Raw genomic sequence first — 18299 nt, forward strand, 5'->3', positions numbered from 1 at the left:
GCGCGCCCCGCCCCCGACCGGGGCGCGCGTCTCAGCTTCAGCCGTAACTGGCGACCGGCGTGCCGGCGATGGCGGCCATGTTGAGCAGGCCGCGCGAGGTGATCGAGGGCGTCACGATATGCGCCCGGTTGCCGAGCCCCATCAGGATCGGCCCCACTTCCAGACCGCCCGCCTTGAGTCGCAGGATGTTGCGCACGCCGCTGGCCGCATCGGCCTGCGCGAAGATCAGCACGTTGGCCGCGCCCTCGAGCCGGTTTTCCGGCATCAGGCGATCGCGCAGCTCGGGGTCGAGCGCGCTGTCCACGTGCATCTCGCCCTCGTACATGAAATCGCGCGGCTGACTGTCGAGGATCTCGAGCGCGGCGCGGATGCGCGGCCCCGAGCCGTCCGACTGGTTACCGAACTGCGAGCGCGAGCACAGCGCGATCTTCGGCGTCAGGCCGAAGCGGCGCACGTGGCGCGCGGCGCCGATCACCGTGTGGGCGATCTGCTCGGGCGAGGGCTCGGTCCAGACCTGGGTGTCGGCGAGGAACAGCGGCCCGTCCTCGAGGATCATCATCGACAGCGCGCCCTGCGGCACGTGGCCTTCATTGCCGAGCACCTGGTTGATGTAGTTTAGATGCCAGCGGTATTCGCCGAAGGTGCCGCAGATCATGCTGTCGGCCTCGCCGCGCTGCACCATGATGGCGGCGATCGCGGTGGTGTTGGTCCGCAGGATGGCGCGGGCCAGGTCGGGCGTCACGCCACGGCGCGCCATGAGCCGGTGATAGGTTTCCCAGTACTCGCGGTAGCGCGGATCGTTGTTGGGGTCGACGACGTGGAAATCGCGGCCCGGACGGATCTCGAGCCCCATGCGCTCGCAGCGGGTCTCGAGCACGTCGGGGCGGCCGATGAGGATCGGCTGCTCGGTGGTCTCTTCAAGAATGGCCTGCGCGGCACGTAGGACGCGCTCGTCCTCGCCTTCCGAGAAGACGATGGAGCGCGAGGCTGTGCGGGCGGCCTCGAAGACCGGGCGCATGAGCAGCGCCGACTTGAACACCGAGGCGTTGAGGCGATCCTTGTAGGCCTGCAGATCCTCGAGCGGACGCGTCGCCACGCCCGACTCCATCGCGGCCTTGGCCACCGCCGACGAGACCACGCTCGAGAGCCGCGGGTCGAAGGGCTTGGGAATCAAGTAATCGCGCCCGAAGGTCAGCTGCTCGCCGTGGTAGGCCGCCGCCGCCTCGGCCGAGGTCGTGGCGCGGGCCAGCGCCGCGATGCCCTCGACGCAGGCCACCGCCATGTCATCGTTGATCTCGGTCGCGCCCACGTCGAGCGCGCCGCGGAAGATAAACGGGAAACACAGGACGTTGTTGACCTGGTTCGGGAAATCGCTGCGACCGGTCGCGATGATCGCGTCGGGGGCCACGGCGCGCACCGCGTCGGGCATGATCTCGGGCGTCGGGTTGGCGAGGCCGAAGACGATGGGCTGCGCCGTCATGCGCTCCACGTGCTCGGGCTTGAGCACGCCAGGGCCCGACAGGCCAAGGAACATGTCGGCGCCGTCGATCACGTCGTCGAGCGTGCGCTTGTCGCTGGCTTGCGCGAACGCCGCCTTCTGCGGGTTCATGTCTTCCTCGCGGCCCTCGTAGACGAGGCCGTGGATGTCGCAGAGCCAGACGTTCTCGCGTTTCACCCCGAGCTTGAGCAGCATGTTGAGGCAGGCGATGCCCGCCGCACCGCCGCCGGTGGAGACGATCTTGATGTCCTCGAACTTCTTGCCGGCGACGTGCAGCGCGTTCATCGCCGCGGCGCCGACCACGATGGCCGTGCCGTGCTGGTCATCGTGGAAGACGGGGATGTTCATCCTCTCACGGCAGATCTTCTCGACGATGAAGCAGTCGGGGGCCTTGATGTCCTCAAGGTTGATCGCCCCGAAGGTCGGCTCCATCGCGCAGACGATCTCCGCCAGCTTCTCGGGATCGGGCTGGTTCAGCTCGATATCGAAGCAGTCGATATTGGCGAATTTCTTGAACAGGACGGCCTTGCCTTCCATCACCGGCTTCGAGGCCAGCGGGCCGATATTGCCCAGACCCAGCACCGCGGTGCCGTTCGACACCACCGCGACGAGGTTGCCGCGGGCGGTGTAGCGCGCGGCATTGGCCGGGTCGGCCTTGATCTCGAGACAGGCCTCGGCGACGCCGGGCGAGTAGGCGCGGCTCAGGTCGCGGCCGTTGGCCAGCGGCTTGGTCGCCCGGATCTCGAGCTTACCCGGCTTGGGGTTCTCGTGGTAGAACAGCGCCGCCTGGCGCAGGCTTTCCTGGGTGGTATCGCTCATGACCCGCAGCGCTCCCGAAATAGTTCAACACTGAACAATCAGTCGCTGGCGGGATAGCAGGAGTCCGGCAAGGCGTAAACGAAAATCGCCCCCGGGGCCGGGCGGGCTCTTGCCGAAAGGCGGCCTAAGGCCGACGCAGACGCCCCCCCCGAACAGCGCTCGGGCGGCGCATGGCGCCGGGGTCGGATCAGTAGACCACCGCTTCCAGCAGCTCGATCCGGTGCTCCGCCTGCTGCACGGTCAGGTCGGTATAGACCGGCTCTCCGGCGCGCTCCGAAAGCTCGCGCAGGCGGGCTTCCTGGGTGGCACTCATCGGCTGTCGCGGGTCCGGCGGCACGTCGAGGGCGGCGTCGATCTGGGCGGGACGGGTCATCGCGTTCATTTGATCATATCCTCTCGTTTGCAGTGTCAACACGCACCCCCTGCCCCGGGTTCCGACAGCCGCGCCACTGCTAGCGCTCACCCTTTGCAGGCGCGGCATTTCCACAGGTGACAAGGCCGCCCTCGCCACCTATAACCCGCGCCAAATTCCGATCCTCACCCAAGGAGCTATTTTCATGACCACCCTGGTTTTCGGCCACAAATCCCCCGACACCGACAGCACCGGCAGCCCGATCATCTGGTCGTGGTACCTGAACGAGGTGAAGGGCGTTGCGGCCAAGCCCGTGCTTCTGGGCGAGCCCAACACCGAAGCGGCCTTCATGCTCGAGCACTGGGGCTTCGAGAAGCCCGAGATCATCGCGGATGTCGAGGCCGACGCGCCGGTCGTCATCGTCGACACCAACAACCCGGCCGAGCTGCCCGCCTCGATCAACGACGCCGACATCACCGCGATCATCGACCACCACAAGCTGGTCGGCGGCCTCGAGACCAAGGGCCCGATCGACATCACCGTGCGCCCGCTGGCCTGCACCGCGACCATCATGGTCGACCTGATGGGCGCCGACGTGGCGAAGATGCCCGACGCCATCAAGGGCGCCGCGCTGACCTGCATCCTGTCGGACACGCTGGAATTCCGCTCGCCCACCACCACCGCCCATGACCGCGCCGTGGCCGAGACCCTGGCCGCCGATCTCGGCCTCGACATCTCCGAGTTCGCCGCCAAGATGTTTGCCGCCAAGTCCGACGTCTCGGCCTTCTCCGATGCCGAGCTGATCCGCATGGACAGCAAGGAATATGCCGTCGACGGCACGAAGTTCCGCGTTTCCGTGCTCGAGACCACCGCGCCCGAGATCCCGCTCGACCGCAAGGACAGCCTGATGGAGAGCTTCAAGACCGTCGCCGCCGAGGATGGCGTCGATCAGGTGCTGCTCTTCGTGGTCGACATCATCAAGGAAGAGGCCACGCTGCTGGTCCCCAACGACCTGGTGAAGACCGTGGCCGAGAAGAGCTTCGGCGCCACCGTCGAGGGCGACACCGTGGTGCTGCCCGGCATCATGAGCCGCAAGAAGCAGATCATCCCGAACCTCAAGGTCTGATCGACCTTTCCCGGAACGGATCGAAAGGGGCGCCCGGCGGGGCGCCCCTTTTTCGTGCCCTGTCATCGGCTTGCCACGGAACTCTGCCACAGGCTCTGGTCAATCCCCGCCGGCTGCGACAAGCTCGGCACGACCGCAAGACGCCCCCAGGATGAGCCCCGGATGAGCCACGATACGATCCAGATCGACAGCGACGCCCTGACCGCCACCATCGCGCCGCTCGGCGCCGAGATGCAGAGCCTGCGCACCAGCGGCGGGGCCGACCTGCTCTGGCATGGCGATCCGAAATGGTGGAGCGGCCGCGCCCCGATCCTCTTCCCGATCGTCGGCAAGGCCCCGGGCGACCGCATCGCCGTGGGCGACCACGAAGCCCAGATGCGCCAGCACGGCTTCGCCCGCCGCAGCGCCTTCACCCTCGCGAGCCAGGGCCCGTCCGATTGCCGCCATGTCCTGCAGGACAGCGCCGAGACCCGCGCGCTCTATCCCTTCGCCTTCGAGATCGCCGTGACCCACGCGCTCGAGGGCGCCACGCTCACGGTCAGCGTCGAGATCAGCAACCGTGACGCGAAGCCCATGCCTTTCGGCTTCGGCTTCCACCCGGCCTTCGCCTGGCCCCTGCCCGGCGCCGAGGGCACGCCGCACGAGATCCGCCTCGACAACGGCGCCGAGCCGGCGCTGGCCCGCCTGCGCGACGGGCTGCTGCCTCCCGAACGCCAACCCTCGCCCTTCCGCAACGGCCACCTGACGCTCGATCCCGACCAGTTCGAGGCCGACGCGATGATCTTCCCCGAAGGCGCGGGCCCCGGCCTGAGCTACGGCGTGCCCGGCGGCCCCGAGCTGGCCTTCACCTTCGACAACCTGCCCAACCTCGCGCTCTGGCAGCCGCCCGGCGCGCCGTTCCTCTGCATCGAACCCTGGCACGGCATGGCGGCCGAGCATGCCGCCTCGCCGCAGATCGCCGAGCGCCCGTTCAGCCTCACCCTGCCACCGCGGGAGACCGCCCGCTTCGGCTACAGCGTCACGGCCCGGATCTGACCGCCCATCGGGGCTGGCCAAGCGCGCCCCCGCGCCCTACCTAGGGCGCGACCCGAGCACAGAAGGTGACCCATGTCGCAGATCATCGAAGCCCTGTCCGACGTCTCGCAGAATTACGAGGCGCTGTTCGTCGACCTCTGGGGCTGCGTCCACAACGGCGTCGCCGCCTATCCAGAGGCCTGCGCCGCGCTGCAGGCCTACCGCAAGGCCGGAGGCATCGTGGTCTTGGTGACCAACTCGCCCCGCGCCCGCGTCGAGGTGGCCAAGCAGCTGGTGAAGTTCGGCGTGCCCGACGATGCCTGGGACACCATCGCCACCTCCGGTGACAGCGCCCGCGCCGCGATGTTCCAGGGCACGGTGGGCAACAAGGTCTATTTCATCGGCATCGAGGAAGAGAAGACCTTCTTCGAGCCGCTGCACCTTATCAAGGATCCGGTCGAGGTCACCTGCGTACCGCTCGAGGAGGCCGAGGGCATCGTCTGCACCGGCCTGTTCGATGCCAGCGCCGATCCCGCCGAGATGCGGCCGCAGTTCCTCTACGCCAAGCAGAAGGGCCTCAAGCTGCTCTGCGCCAACCCCGACATCGTCGTCGATCGCGGCCACCGCCGTGAATGGTGCGCCGGCGCGCTGGCGGCGCTCTATACCGAGATGGGGGGCGAGAGCCTCTACTTCGGCAAGCCGCACCCGCCGATCTACGATCTCGCCCGCCGCCGCCTGCACGAGATCGCCCCCGAGATCGGTGACAGCGCCATCCTCGCCATCGGCGACGGCGTGCGCACCGACATCCAGGGCGCGCAGGGCGAGGACATCGATTCGCTGTTCATCACTGGCGGGCTCGCGGCGGAAGAAACCCGCACAGAGAGCCAGCCTCACGCCGAGGCGCTGCTCGACTTCCTCGCCAAGGAAGGCATGACCCCGACCTACTCGATCGGCTTCCTGCGCTGAGCTCCTAGGTCTTTCCGGCCTGACACAGAAGGGCGCGCCGCAATTCCACGGCGCGCCCTTTTGCCATGCGCCAGCCGCAGGCTGCTGTCCGCCGCACGGTTCTTTGGTCGAAGCCCGGCGAAACGCTCTTGATTTTCTGCGCCCGCAAAGTAATAAAGTTACCCTAGCGGCGGATTTCGCCGCAGTTTTGTTACTAGGCCGAGGATCATGGAGGCTGAGATGTTCGATAACTTCCCGCGCGGAACCATCTGCATCGAGGATATCGAGATGGGGATGACCCGCCACCTGCGCAAACAGGTGACCGATCGCGACATCGAGCTCTTTGCCGAGGTCTCCACCGACCGCAACCCGGTACATCTCGACGATGCCTACGCCCATGACACCATCTTCGAGGGCCGCATCGCCCACGGCATGCTGACCGCCGGGCTGATCTCGGCGGTGATCGGCGAGCAGCTTCCCGGTCACGGCACGATCTATCTCGGCCAGACGCTGAAGTTCCTCGCCCCCGTGCGCCCGGGCGACACGGTCCATGCCGAGGTGAAGGTGGTCGATATCGATCACTCGAAGCGTCGCGTGACGCTCGACTGCCACTGCTCCGTCGATGGCAAGAAAGTGCTTGCCGGCGAAGCCAAGGTGCTCGCGCCCTCGCGCAAGTTCGACTGAGCCGGCCCGATCTCGGCACTGCCGACACTTTCGCCAAGTCATTCCCCACGCGCGCCGCAGCCACCGGCGCGCAGTCCCCGGATGCACCCATCGCCCCCCGGCCCGTCTTCGTCAGACCGCGCAGCGGCGACCGTCCCGTCCCCTGTCTTCTCTGGTTCGGCAAATACCTCGGGGGTGAATTGGCCGCAGGCCAAGAGGGGGCTGGCCCCCCCCCTCCCCCTCACCGGCGCGGAACATCGGGACAGCGCTCAGCCCGCCCCGTCTTCCGCCTCCAGCAGCGCCGCGAGCCCGGCGCGATAATCCGGGTAGAGCAGCGTCACCCCGAGCGCGTCCTTGATGCGCCGGTTCGAGACCCGCTTGTTCTCGGCGTAGAAGCTGCGCGCCATCGCCCCCATCTCGGCGCGCTCGAACGGCTCCTCCGGCGGCGGCTCGAGCCCCAGCAGCTCGGCGGCATGAAGGATGACCTCCTGCGGCGGGGCGGGATCGTCATCGCAGAGATTGTAGACCGCGCCTGGATCGGGCTGGCGGATCGAGGCCTCGAGCACCTGCGCGATATCATCCACGTGGATGCGCGAAAACACCTGCCCCGGCTTCACGATGCGCCGCGCGGTGCCCGCCCGCACCTTGGCGAAAGGCCCGCGCCCGGGTCCGTAGATACCGGCGAGGCGGAAGATGTGCAGGGGCAGATCGGGGATGGCACGCCACGCCTCCTCGGCGGCCAGCCGCATCGCGCCGCGCCGCGTGCTGGGCGTGAGCGGCGTGTCTTCATCGACCCAGCCGCCGCCATGATCGCCATAGACCCCCGTGGTCGAAAGATAGCCGAGCCACTCGAGCTCCGCCGCGCGCTCGGCGATGGCCGGGCCGCAGAGCCGCAGCGACGGGTCACCGTCGCTGTCGGGACCGGCGGAAACCAGAACATGGGTGACGCGCCCCAGCGCCTCCTCCACGGCCATCCGGTCCCAGAGCAAGGGCACGATGCCCTCTGCCCGCAAGCGCTCCGCCTTCGCCGGATCACGCGTGGTTCCGATCACCGTCCAGCCCTGCGGCAGGAGCTGCCGCGCCAATGCCTGGGCCGAATAGCCATGTCCGAGCGAGAGGAGTCTTTTTGTCATGCATCCAAGGTGAGATCTGCCGGCGAAATATGCAAGCGCGGAGCGGTGAGCGGCGCCCCGCCCATGCCCCGCCCAGAGGATAGGCAGCGCAGGCGTGACTCGCTATTCAGGGCCGAGGCCGTTCACAAGAGGTGTTCCATGCCGAGTCTGTCCCGCCGCGCGAGTCTGGCGCTGCTCTTCGGGGGGCTTGCCGCCTGCGGTGTCCGCCGCGACGAGCCGGTGTCCCGGAATCACAACCCACCGCTCTATCCCAACGAGACGCCGCAGCTGCGCAGTCAGATCAACCGCTGGTCGGATCACTACGAGGTCCCGCGCGAGCTGGTGCACCGGCTCGCGATCCGCGAGAGCACCCACAATCCGGCGGCGCGCAACGGCCCCTATTACGGCCTGCTGCAGATCCTGCCCCAGACCGCCCGCACCATGGGTTTTCGGGGCGCGCCCTCGGACCTGCTGAACGCGGACACCAATCTGCAATTCGGGGTGAAATACCTGCGCGGCGCGTGGCTTCTGTCCGATGGCAGCCACGATGCTGCCATCGGCTGGTATGCGCGCGGCTATTATTACGAGGCCAAGCGCCGCGGCATGCTGGTCGAGACAGGGCTGCGCCCTGCCTGATCCGCGCAGCGCTCACGTCACCGCCCGCAGCATCGCGGTGTTGGACTGGATGATGGTGTTCAGCTCGACGATCCGCGCCAGCCGCGCCTCGATCTCGTCCTGCCCCGCATCCAGCTGATCGACGATGCCCGAGAGCGAGTCGCCTGATCCGTTCAGCGCAGCGCTCTCGATCTTGCACATCATCCGCGTCGAGCTGAGGCCGGTGACATAACGCTTCATGTCGAGCACGCTGCGGCCCAGCCGGGTCGCTTCGCTCTCGACCACCTTCAGCGCCTCTCCGGCGCTCTTGCGGAACATCTTGGCCTCGGCCTGCAGGGTATCGCGATCCTCGATGAGCGCGGTGATATCAGGGGCAGATTTCATGTCTTCTTCGAAGAGCGACGACATCTCGCGCTGCATGATCGCGGCGCAGACGAGGAACTGGCCGCGCTCGATGGTCTCGCGCATGCGGACATAGGTGCTGTCCTTGCCCTCGACGAAGCCCTTCACCCAGCTCGCCATCTCGTCGAGCATGGAGCCGTAATTGACCGAGATCGCGCTGATCGGGCCGCCGGCATTCTCGAGCCGCGAGGCGAGGATGCGCATGTTCATCGGCACGGTCCGGATCATCTTTATGATCTCGGTCATCCGGTCGGTCTCCTCGCGGATCTGGGCGATGGTGCGCACCATGGTCAGGAAGCGGCTTTGCTGCGGATCCAGCGTCAGCCCGCTGCGCTTGGCGCGATCCTCGAGCTCGAGCGAGAGCGCCGCCGACATGTAGGCATCGTAATCCTCGTAGCCGAGCTCGGGCAGCCGGGCGAGCAGGGTCTCGGCGCTGCGCGCCGCCGAGACGCCCTCCTCGAGCTCGGCGCGGCGCAGATCCGCGTAGACCTCCTTCATCGTGGAAAACAGCTCCGTATGCGGCTTGATCCGCACGGAGAGATAGCCGCCGGGGATCGGCCAGGCCACCGCGAGCACCCAGTAATAGCGCCCGTCCTTGGACTTGTTCTTGACGTAGGCGGCGACCTGCTTGCCGGATTTCAGCCGCTCCCAGTAGAGATGGAAGACGCCCTTCGGCATGTCGGGGTGGCGCACCAGCTTGTGCGGCGCGCCTTTCAGCTCCTCCCAGCCGAAGCCCGAGATGCGGCGGAAGATGCTGTTGCCCTCGATGATCACCCCGCGCTCATCGGTGCGAGAGTAGAACATGCACGAAGCCTCGAACGGCACCTCGCCCATGCCGCTCCGGCTTTGGGTGACGAGCTGGGAATCATGCTGGGTCATCGGTGCCTCGTGCCTCAGGACGCAATCGCCCCGACCATGCACGCAGCCGCCTTTCCAAAAGCTGAACGCGGGCGCTTTTGACGCCCGCGTTCCGCATTTTTCCGTCGCTGTCGCCGGGGTCAGCCCGGGCTCATGCCCCGCAGACGCTCGGAGCGCCGACGCAGCAGCTCGACCGCGCTTAGCAGCAGGATCGAGATGCCGACGAGGATCGTCGCCGCGGCGAGGATGGTCGGCGAGATCTGCTCGCGCAGGCCGGTGAACATCTGCCACGGCAAGGTCTGCAGCTCGGCCGAGCCGATGAACAGCACCACCACGACCTCGTCGAAGGAGGTGATGAAGGCGAACAGGCCGCCCGAGATCACGCCGGGCAGGATCAGCGGCATCTGCACCCGGAAGAAGGTGGTGACCGGATCGGCGCCCATGTTGGCCGCGGCGCGGGTCAGCGAGCGGTCGAAGCCCACCAGCGTCGCGGTCACGGTGATGATCACGAAGGGAATGCCCAGCACGGCGTGCGCCAGCACGACTCCCCAGTAGGTGCCGACGATGCCGATCTTCGAGTAGAAGAAATACATGCCGGTGGCCGAGATGATCAGCGGCACGATCATCGGCGAGATCAGGATCGCCATGATGGCGCGCTTGCCGGGCACGTGGCTCTGGCTCAGGCCGATGGCCGCCAGCGTGCCGAGCGACACCGAGAGCAGCGTCGCCACGGGTGCGATCAGCAGCGAGTTCTTCACCGCGCGGGTCCATTCCGGGTTGGTCAGGAAGTCGCGGTAATGCTTCAGCGAGTAGCCCTCCGGGTCGAAGCGCAGCATCTCGGGGGTGAAGGTGAAGAAGTCCTCGGCGTTGAACGAGAGCGGCATCACCACGATGATCGGGGTGATCAGGAACACGAAGATCGCGCCGCAGATCACCCGGAAGGCATAGTGCCACAGCACCTGCCCCGGGGTGAGGTAGGGCACCAGCTTCTCGCGGTAGCGGCCGAAGCCGATCCAGTAGGAGAACCAACCGAAGAACCAGCCGAACAGCGCCCCGACCACGAGGCCGGGCAGCGCCCCGAGCAGGAAGCCCACCGCGGCGAAGACCGCGATCAGGCCCCAGCGGGCAAGCTTTTCCTTGCCCTTGCCAAGCACCGAGACGGTCAGGAAGCCGATCGCCGCCATGATGATGGCGCCGGCGACGATGCCCAGCAGGCTCGAGCCGTTGGCCGCGCCGACGAAGATGCCGGCGAAGGCGCCTGCGGCGGCGAGCACCGGCAGGGTGAAGGAGAGGGGTTTCTCTTCCACGGGTGTGAGGATCACGTCGTTCATTGCCTTACCCCAGCTTCACGTTGTCGATGCCGACGATGCGGTCGTAGGCCCAGTAGAGGATCAGCACCACCGCCAGCAGGATCGTCCCCAGCGCGGCCGCGAGGCCCCAGTTGAGCGACGACGAGATGTGGTAGGCGATCCGGTTCGAGATGAAGGTACCGGTGGTGCCACCGACGATCTCGGGGGTGATGTAATAGCCGATCGACAGGATGAAGACGAGGATCGAGCCGGCGCCGATCCCGGGGATCGACTGCGGGAAATACACCCGCCAGAAGGTCGTCCAGTTGGTCGCGCCGAGCGATTTCGCGGCCCGCACGTAGGAAGGCGGGATCGTCGACATCACCGAGTACATCGGCAGGATCATGAACGGCAGCAGGATGTGGGTCATCGCCACGATGGTGCCGAACTGGTTGTTGATCATGGTCAGGCGCGAGTCGTCCGCGACCAGCCCGATCCAGACCAGCACGTCGTTGATGACGCCCTGCTGCTGCAGCATCACCTTCCAGGCCGAGGTCCGCACCAGCAGGGAGGTCCAGAACGGCAGCAGCACCAGGATCATCAGCAGGTTGGCGCTGCGCATCGGCAGGTTCGACAGGATGTAGGCCACCGGGTAGCCCAGCAGGATGCAGCTGAAGGTGATGACCATCGACATGAACAGCGTGCGCTTGAACAGCAGCATGTAGATGCGTTCGTTGTCCGGCCGCGCCTCGGCGCCCTCCGGGGTCAGCTGCATGTCGACCGAGTTCAGGAAGTAGCCCGAGGTGTAGTTGGGGCTGTAGAGCTTGATGGTCTGCCAGATCGGCGGCTCCATCCAGTCTTCGTCGATCTCCTCGAAGCCGTCGAGGAAGGAGACCGTCTCGAACTCGGGGCTCGCGACCAGGGCATCGGCAGCCTGCAGCATGTCGGCGCGCGGCCCGCTGTAGGACGACATGTCGCCGGCGGCGAGATCGGTGTAGAGCGCGGTGTGCACCGCCGACCACGGCTCCTCCTCGAGCAGGTTCTTCTGATCTTCGACCTGCTGGAAGCGGGCGAAGGCGGCAAATTCGCGGGCGGTGGTGGGCAGGATCTCCTCGATCCCGTCGCGCAGCTCGAAACGCGGCTGGCGGCCGTCTTCGTCGGCGGCCCATTCCTGCTGCTCGGCGAGCCAGTCGGGATCGCCCATCAGCTCAAGCCAGGGCAGCGCCTCGTCCCAGTTCTCGTCGAGATCCTCGAACTGGTCCTGGTAGACTTCGCCGATATCGTCGAGCCCGCGGCCCGACTTGCGGAACAGCGACGATGCGCCGGTCAGCTCGTAGTTCAGTCGCGTGCCGAGGCGGGTGTGCTGCTTGCGCTCGGCGGCGAGGAAAATGTCGTAGTAGGCGGCCTCGAAGGCGGCCTCGGGCGGCATGCCCTGCCCGTCCCAGTTGCCCAGCTCCTCGGTGGTGAGCGGCAGCGTCTCGGAGACGATCTGGTTCTCGACCGAGCGGAACAGCATGTCCGCTATCGGCGCGATGAAGGTGACCAGCACGAAGAGCAGCAGCGGCGCGATCAGCATCAGCGCCCGCATCTTCTGCCGCCGCAGGGCCCGCGAGAGGCTCTTCTTCAGGGGCGTCCCGTCGGCGGCCAGCATCGGGCCGGAGGTCTTTTTTGCCTGACGCAGCGCGTTGTCTGGCGTCGGCCCGTCGAATGTATCTGGCCCAGTGGCGTCGCTCATGCGGATGTGGTCCCCGTTGGATCTGCGTCTTTGATGCGCATTTGATTTTTCTAGGGTGGAAGGGGGCCGCGCGGCCCCCTTCCCTGTCACTCAGCTCAGGCGCTTATTGCGCAAGCCAGGCCTGGAACTTCGCGTCGATGTCGTCGCGGTAGTCGGCCCAGAACTCGTAGTTGTAGAGCAGCGTGTTGGCAGCGTTCTCCGGGTCGGTCGGCATGTGCGGTGCCATGTCGATGCCCAGCTCCTCGTGCTGACCGACGAGCGGCGCGGAGGACTGACGGGCGGGACCGTAGGAGATGTACTTGGCCTGGTCGGCCAGACGCTGGGTGTCGGTAGCGAACTTCACGAAGTCCTTCACGCGGGCCAGGCGATCTTCCGGCAGACCGGTCGGGATGATCCAGCCGTCGAGGTCGAACACCTGCATGTCCCAGAGCATGCCAACCGGCTGGTCCTGCTCCTCGATCACCGAGAACAGGCGGCCGTTATAGGTCGAGCCCATGACAACCTCGCCATCGGCGAGCAGCTGCGGGGTGTCGGCACCGGCCGACCACCAGACGACGTTGTCCTTGATGGTGTCGAGCTTGGCGAGCGCCTGGTCCTGGCCCTCGGGGGTCTCGAGCACATCGTAGATCTCGTCCTTGGCGACGCCGTCGCAGTACAGGGCCCACTCCATGTTGTTGATCGGGCGCTTCTCGAGCGAACGCTTGCCCGGGTAGGCTTCGAGATCGAAGATCGCGCAGATGTCGGTCGGGGCGGTGTCGCCGACGAGGTCGGTGCGGTAGCCCACGGTGGTCGAGTAGACGATCTGCGGGATGAAGCAGTCGGAGACGATCATGTCGCCGAAATCATCCTCGGCCGAGGTGCCGTCGGGCGCTTCGGCGAGCAGGTCATCGGGATCGTATTCCATCGCCAGGCCTTCGTCGCAGAGACGCATGGCGTCTGCGGCCACGACGTCGACGAGATCCCAGGTGATGTTGCCGGCTTCGTTCATGGCGCGCAGCTTGGCCACGGCCTCGTTCGAGCTCTCGTCCCACGCGATGCTCACCTCGGGGTGCATCTCAGCATAGGGCTTGGCATAGGCATTGTCCTGGCTCGCCTGGTAGGCGCCCCCCCAGGACACGAGCGTCATGCTGTCCGCCATGTCCTGTGCGGCCACTGCACCGGCAGCGACGGTCAGCGCCGTCGAGGCCATAAGGGTCTTGGTCAGTTTCATAGGTTACTCCCTTTTCAACCCGTCGTATTGAAAGGACGGCCCCCGGGTTTCGGTACCGGCCTCGTGGTGGTTGCCGTACCGGCGAAGATCCGAAGATCCGCCGGTTCCGGCAAATCACAAATCTACTGCGCGTCGAGCGCCCGGCAATCCTCGGGCAGCCATCCGATGGTGACCTCGTCGCCGGGCGAGAGCCGCACCTGGTCGGGGCGGTTGCGCGTCTTGATGATGAAATCCTCGTTGCCCGCAACGCTGAGGCGGGTCCGGAAGATATCCCCCATGTAGATGAATTCCTTCACCTTTGCCTTGAGGGTATGGGCGCCTTCGCCGAGATCGGGATTGACCTCGACGCGCTCCGGGCGGATCGAGACGCGGGTGCGCTCGCCGACCTTGCTGACATTGACCGGCATCGCGTCGATGACTTCGCCACCGTCGAGCTGCACGGTGCAGCGGCTGCCGCTGATCTCCTTCACCACGCCCTCAAGCGTGTTGTTCTCGCCGATGAACTGCGCCACGAAGCTGTTCTGCGGCGCCTCGTAGAGCTCGTCCGGCGGCGCCAGCTGCTGGATGCGGCCATCGTCGAACACCGCGACGCGGTCCGACATGGTCAGCGCCTCGGTCTGGTCGTGGGTCACGTAGACCACGGTGATGCCCAGACGGTGCGCGAGATCGGTGATCTCGAACTGCATCTTCTCGCGCAGCTGCTTGTCGAGCGCGCCGAGCGGCTCGTCCATCAGAACCAGCTCGGGCTCGAAGACCAGCGCGCGCGCCAGAGCGATCCGCTGCTGCTGACCGCCCGAGAGCTGCGCCGGACGGCGTCCGCCGAAGGCGCCCATCTCGACCATGTCGAGCGCGCGCATCACCTTCTTCTCCCGCTCGGACTTGCCGATCTTGCGCACTTCCAGCGGGAAGGACAGGTTCTCGGCGACGGTCATGTGGGGGAAGAGCGCGTAGTTCTGGAAGACCATCCCGATGCCGCGCTTGTGGGGCGGGATGTTGTTGATGCTGACCCCGTCGAGCTTGATCTCGCCATGGGTGGCGGTCTCGAACCCTGCCAGCATCATCAGGCAGGTGGTCTTGCCCGATCCGGACGGCCCGAGCATGGTCAGGAACTCGCCCTTGGGCATGTTGAGGTTCAGGTCTTTGACGACGAGTGTCTCGCCATCATAGCTTTTCTGAACGCGTTCGAAGGCGACGAAGGCGTCGCTTGTCCCGGTATCTGGCAAATCCGGCTCCCCGTTGATGTCTCGCGGATTGTCCCCGCTGTCTTGTGGGTCAAACTAAACCGCGTCCGACCACGTCTTGCAACCGCATAGACGCGAGAGAAAGCCTACCCCCCTCAACACGGGAGATCTGATCCCGAAAGCGGCACTTCGCAGCCAAAACCGCCACCGGACGCACTCCATTCGGGACATTCGACTTTCAGATTCGGACTGCTTGACGCTACGGCACCCCATTCAAACCAGCCGCGCCCTCCGGCTTTTTCCGCGATTTCGAAGCGGTTAGCGCCCACAGTTGCACAACTTCTGATCACCCGCGCGGTTTTTCAGCGCGACCATTCCATGAGCGACGCGGCATGTCGGTTTTTGACAGCCACAGTTGTGCACAACTGTCTAGCTGGGGCGAAGACCACCCCCGGAGAGCCCCATGCGACAGCACCGATTCCAAAAAGACCTGCCCTTCTCCGAGGCCGAGTATGAACGACGTCTGGCCAAGACCCGCGCCGCCATGGACAAGGCCGGCGTCGAGGTTCTGCTGGTCACCGACCCGTCGAACATGGCCTGGCTCACCGCCTATGACGGCTGGTCGTTCTACGTTCACCAGGGGGTGCTGGTGTTCCACGACGCAGACCCGATCTGGTGGGGCCGCAACCAGGACAGCAACGGCGCCGTGCGCACCGTGTGGATGGGCGATGACCGGGTCATCGGCTACGCCGACAACTACGTTCAATCGACCGAGCGCCACCCGATGGAAGACCTCGCCCAGCGCCTGATCGGCATGGGGCTCGAGGGCGCGCGGCTCGGCGTCGAGATGGAGAATTACTACTTCTCCGCCAAGGCCTTCATGGCCCTGGCCGACAGCCTGCCCGGCGCCACCATCGTCGATGCCACGGCACTGGTGAACTGGCAGCGCAACATCAAGTCGGCCGAAGAGATCGCCTTCATGCGCAAGGCGGCGCGAATCTCCGAGAAGATCGTCGACGGCCTGCTCGAGCGGGTCGAGCCCGGCGTGCCGAAGAACGAGGTGGTGGCCGAGATCCAGCGCGACGCGATTCTCGGCGTCGGCGAGGACTGGGGCGATTACGCCTCCATCGTGCCGCTGCTGCCCTCGGGCTCCGACGCCGCCGCGCCGCACCTCACGTGGGATGGCCGCCCCTTCAAGAAGGGCGAGGCCACCTTCTTCGAGATCTCCGGCTGCTACCGCCGCTACCACGCGCCGTTCTGCCGCACGATCTTTCTCGGCCAGCCGCCCGACCTGTTCCTCGCCGCCGAGGACGCGCTGGTCGAGGGGCTCGAGGCCGGGCTCCAGGCCGCCCGCGCCGGCAACCGCGCCTGCGACATCGCCAACGCGCTGGCCGCGCCGCTGGAGCGCGCCGGGATCGAGCGCGGCGCCCGCTGCGGCTACCCGATCGGCCTCAGCTACCCGCCGGACTGGGGCGAGCGCACCATCTCGCTGCGCGCCGAGGACGAGACCGTCCTGCAGCCCGGCATGACCTTCCACTTCATGCCCGGCCTGTGGATGTCGGACTGGGGGTTGGAAATCACCGAATCGATCCTGATCACCGAAGACGGGGCGGCGGAATGCTTCTGCGACCGTCCCCGCCAGATGTTCGTCAAACCCTGAGGAGCCAACCATGCTGAAAGAGACCGAAGCGATTCTCGCCGACCTCATCTCCTTCCCCACCGTGTCGAGCGACAGCAATCTCGACATGATGGCCTGGATGGCCAACTGGCTCGAACATCACGGCGCAAAGGTCGAACTCTTCGCCGATGCCAGCGGCGCGAAGGCCAACATGTTCGCCACCATCGGCCCCGATGTGCCCGGCGGCGTGGTGCTCTCGGGCCATTCCGACGTGGTGCCAGTGACCGACCAGCTCTGGCATTCGAACCCGTTCCACCTGACCGAGCGCGACGATCTGCTGCTGGGCCGCGGCGCCTGCGACATGAAGGGCTTCATCGCCGCCGCCATCGCCATGGCCGATCCGCTCTCCAAGACGCCGCTGAAGCGGCCGGTGCACCTGTGCTTCACCCATGACGAGGAGGTCGGCTGCATGGGGGCCCGCGCGCTGGTGCCCGAGCTCGAGCGCCGCGGCTACGCCCCGCGCATGGCGATCGTGGGCGAGCCCACCGACATGAAGATCATCGAGGGCCACAAGGGCTGCTGCGAATACACCTGCCGCTTCCACGGGCTCGAGGGCCACGGCTCGGCCCCCGAGCGCGGCGTCAACGCGGTGGAATACGCGGTGCGCTACGTCACCCGCCTGATGAGCCTGGCCGAACAGCTCAAGACCCGGGTGCCGGCCAATTCGCGCTTCGATCCGCCCTGGACCACGGTCAACGTGGGCCGGCTCCACGGTGGCGTCGCGCATAACGTCATCCCCGGTCTCGCCGAGGTCGACTGGGAGATGCGCCCGGTGCAGTCGGGCGACGCGCAGTTCGTCAAGGACGCGCTGGAAGCCTACGTCGAGACCGAGCTGCTGCCGGCGATGCGCAAGGTCAACCCGGAGGCCCGCGTCGAGACCCAGGTGATCGGCGAGGTCGCCGGGCTCGAGCCGATGTCCGACAACGCCGCCCGCGACCTGGTGGCCCAGCTCACCGGCGATGCGACCTGCGGCGTGGTGCCGTTCAGCACCGAGGGCGGGCTGTTCCAGGAGATGGGCATGTCGGTGGTGATCTGCGGCCCCGGCTCGATCGCGCAGGCCCACAAGCCCGACGAGTTCGTCTCGCGCCAGCAGCTGTCGCAATGCCTGACCATGCTGGAGGGCATCGGGCGGAGCGTCGCCGCGTGAGCAGCGCCGCGGCGCGCCACCAGCGCCTGCACGCGGAGCTGCGCCAGCGCATCTGCCTGCTGGATTACCCGCCGGGCACGAAGCTCTCGGAAGAGGCGCTGGCGGCCGAGTTCGGCACCTCGCGCACGCCGCTGCGCCGGGTGCTGGCGCGGCTCGAAGACGAGGGACTGGTGGAAAGCCGCCACGGCATCGGCACGCTGGTGACCGATGTCGACATGGCGCTGATGGCGCAGGTCTACGATCTGCGCCTGCACCTGGCGGCGCTGGTGGGGCAACTCGACCCGCAACCGGTGACGCCGGCGCGGATGGCCGAGATCCGCGCCTTCGTCACCCGCGGCGAAGCGCTGCTCGCCAGCCCCGACCCGCGCGTCTTCGCAGAGCTCAACAGCGCCTACCACGATTTCGGCCTGTCGCTGACCGGCAACGCCCCCCTGCGCGAGACCGCCGCCCGGCTCTACTACCTCACCGCGCGGATCTGGCTGACCTCCATCCCGCGCATGGACCTGGCCTCCGAATGCGCCATATTCCTCGGCGAGATGCGCGAGACCGAGACCGCCCTCGCTGCCGGCGACACCGCCGCCGCCGCCCTGATCCGCCGCGCCCATATCTCGATGAGCGTCCACCGCATGCCCCGCTGACCCGACCAGCGCCCGGC

16 protein-coding genes are annotated in these 18299 nt (G+C 66.8%); 8 read left to right on the top strand and 8 right to left on the bottom strand.

Annotation, left to right across the window (positions count from 1 at the left end; translation table 11 throughout):
• Nucleotides 1-37 precede the first annotated feature (37 nt).
• Both KUV62_RS01630 and KUV62_RS01635 read right to left on the bottom strand, forming a co-directional pair.
• Nucleotides 38-2317: an NADP-dependent malic enzyme gene (locus KUV62_RS01630; RefSeq protein ID WP_222601930.1), complete on the bottom strand. Its 2280-nt coding sequence runs from the start codon at nt 2315-2317 to the stop codon at nt 38-40.
• A gap of 187 nt (nt 2318-2504) precedes the next feature.
• Nucleotides 2505-2699, bottom strand: coding sequence for a DUF3072 domain-containing protein (locus tag KUV62_RS01635; protein ID WP_222601931.1), 195 nt, complete (start codon nt 2697-2699; stop codon nt 2505-2507).
• 175 nt (nt 2700-2874) lie between these two features.
• Between KUV62_RS01635 and KUV62_RS01640 the strand changes: the two genes are divergently transcribed.
• The 4 genes from KUV62_RS01640 (at nt 2875) to KUV62_RS01655 (ending at nt 6438) form a co-directional block, all read left to right on the top strand.
• Nucleotides 2875-3795: a manganese-dependent inorganic pyrophosphatase gene (locus KUV62_RS01640; protein WP_222601932.1), complete on the top strand. Its 921-nt coding sequence runs from the start codon at nt 2875-2877 to the stop codon at nt 3793-3795.
• Nucleotides 3796-3957: 162 nt separating this feature from the next.
• Nucleotides 3958-4830: an aldose 1-epimerase family protein gene (locus KUV62_RS01645; RefSeq protein ID WP_222601933.1), complete on the top strand. Its 873-nt coding sequence runs from the start codon at nt 3958-3960 to the stop codon at nt 4828-4830.
• 72 nt (nt 4831-4902) lie between these two features.
• Nucleotides 4903-5775 carry a TIGR01459 family HAD-type hydrolase gene (locus tag KUV62_RS01650; RefSeq protein WP_222601934.1) on the top strand — a complete coding sequence of 291 codons (873 nt, stop codon included), beginning with the start codon at nt 4903-4905 and terminating at the stop codon, nt 5773-5775.
• Nucleotides 5776-5994: 219 nt separating this feature from the next.
• The gene (locus KUV62_RS01655) at nt 5995-6438 is read left to right on the top strand and encodes a MaoC family dehydratase (protein WP_222601935.1); all 444 of its coding nucleotides are present in this window, start codon (nt 5995-5997) and stop codon (nt 6436-6438) included.
• Between the two features lie 248 nt (nt 6439-6686).
• Here KUV62_RS01655 and KUV62_RS01660 read toward each other — a convergent pair whose 3' ends face one another.
• Complete coding sequence (locus KUV62_RS01660; protein WP_222601936.1) at nt 6687-7550, bottom strand: SDR family oxidoreductase; 864 nt, start codon at nt 7548-7550, stop codon at nt 6687-6689.
• Between the two features lie 138 nt (nt 7551-7688).
• Here KUV62_RS01660 and KUV62_RS01665 point away from each other — a divergent pair, with 138 nt between their 5' ends.
• The gene (locus KUV62_RS01665) at nt 7689-8165 is read left to right on the top strand and encodes a lytic transglycosylase domain-containing protein (protein ID WP_222601937.1); all 477 of its coding nucleotides are present in this window, start codon (nt 7689-7691) and stop codon (nt 8163-8165) included.
• Between the two features lie 12 nt (nt 8166-8177).
• On the opposite strand, the gene KUV62_RS01670 is transcribed toward KUV62_RS01665, so the two are convergent.
• The 5 genes from KUV62_RS01670 to KUV62_RS01690 all read right to left on the bottom strand — a co-directional run bounded on the left by KUV62_RS01670 (nt 8178) and on the right by KUV62_RS01690 (nt 14861).
• Nucleotides 8178-9425 carry a PAS domain-containing protein gene (locus KUV62_RS01670; protein WP_222601938.1) on the bottom strand — a complete coding sequence of 416 codons (1248 nt, stop codon included), beginning with the start codon at nt 9423-9425 and terminating at the stop codon, nt 8178-8180.
• 119 nt (nt 9426-9544) lie between these two features.
• Nucleotides 9545-10735, bottom strand: a complete 1191-nt coding sequence (locus KUV62_RS01675; RefSeq protein ID WP_222601939.1) for an ABC transporter permease — start codon at nt 10733-10735, stop codon at nt 9545-9547.
• A gap of 4 nt (nt 10736-10739) precedes the next feature.
• Nucleotides 10740-12428, bottom strand: coding sequence for an ABC transporter permease (locus KUV62_RS01680; protein WP_222601940.1), 1689 nt, complete (start codon nt 12426-12428; stop codon nt 10740-10742).
• Nucleotides 12429-12531: 103 nt separating this feature from the next.
• On the bottom strand, nt 12532-13638 hold the full coding sequence (locus tag KUV62_RS01685; RefSeq protein ID WP_222601941.1) for an extracellular solute-binding protein: 1107 nt from the start codon (nt 13636-13638) through the stop codon (nt 12532-12534).
• A 122-nt stretch (nt 13639-13760) separates the two neighbouring features.
• Complete coding sequence (locus tag KUV62_RS01690) at nt 13761-14861, bottom strand: ABC transporter ATP-binding protein (protein ID WP_222601942.1); 1101 nt, start codon at nt 14859-14861, stop codon at nt 13761-13763.
• 421 nt (nt 14862-15282) lie between these two features.
• Between KUV62_RS01690 and KUV62_RS01695 the strand changes: the two genes are divergently transcribed.
• The 3 genes from KUV62_RS01695 to KUV62_RS01705 are packed head-to-tail and all read left to right on the top strand — an operon-like array spanning nt 15283 to nt 18282.
• Complete coding sequence (locus KUV62_RS01695) at nt 15283-16479, top strand: M24 family metallopeptidase (RefSeq protein WP_222601943.1); 1197 nt, start codon at nt 15283-15285, stop codon at nt 16477-16479.
• A 10-nt stretch (nt 16480-16489) separates the two neighbouring features.
• Nucleotides 16490-17644: an acetylornithine deacetylase gene (gene argE / locus KUV62_RS01700; RefSeq protein WP_222601944.1), complete on the top strand. Its 1155-nt coding sequence runs from the start codon at nt 16490-16492 to the stop codon at nt 17642-17644.
• Nucleotides 17641-18282 carry a GntR family transcriptional regulator gene (locus KUV62_RS01705; protein WP_222601945.1) on the top strand — a complete coding sequence of 214 codons (642 nt, stop codon included), beginning with the start codon at nt 17641-17643 and terminating at the stop codon, nt 18280-18282. The genes argE and KUV62_RS01705 overlap by 4 nt, the downstream gene beginning before the upstream one ends.
• The last annotated feature ends 17 nt before the right edge of the window (nt 18283-18299 follow it).

The sequence above is a fragment of the Salipiger bermudensis genome (assembly GCF_019801965.1).
Lineage (GTDB): Bacteria > Pseudomonadota > Alphaproteobacteria > Rhodobacterales > Rhodobacteraceae > Salipiger > Salipiger bermudensis_A.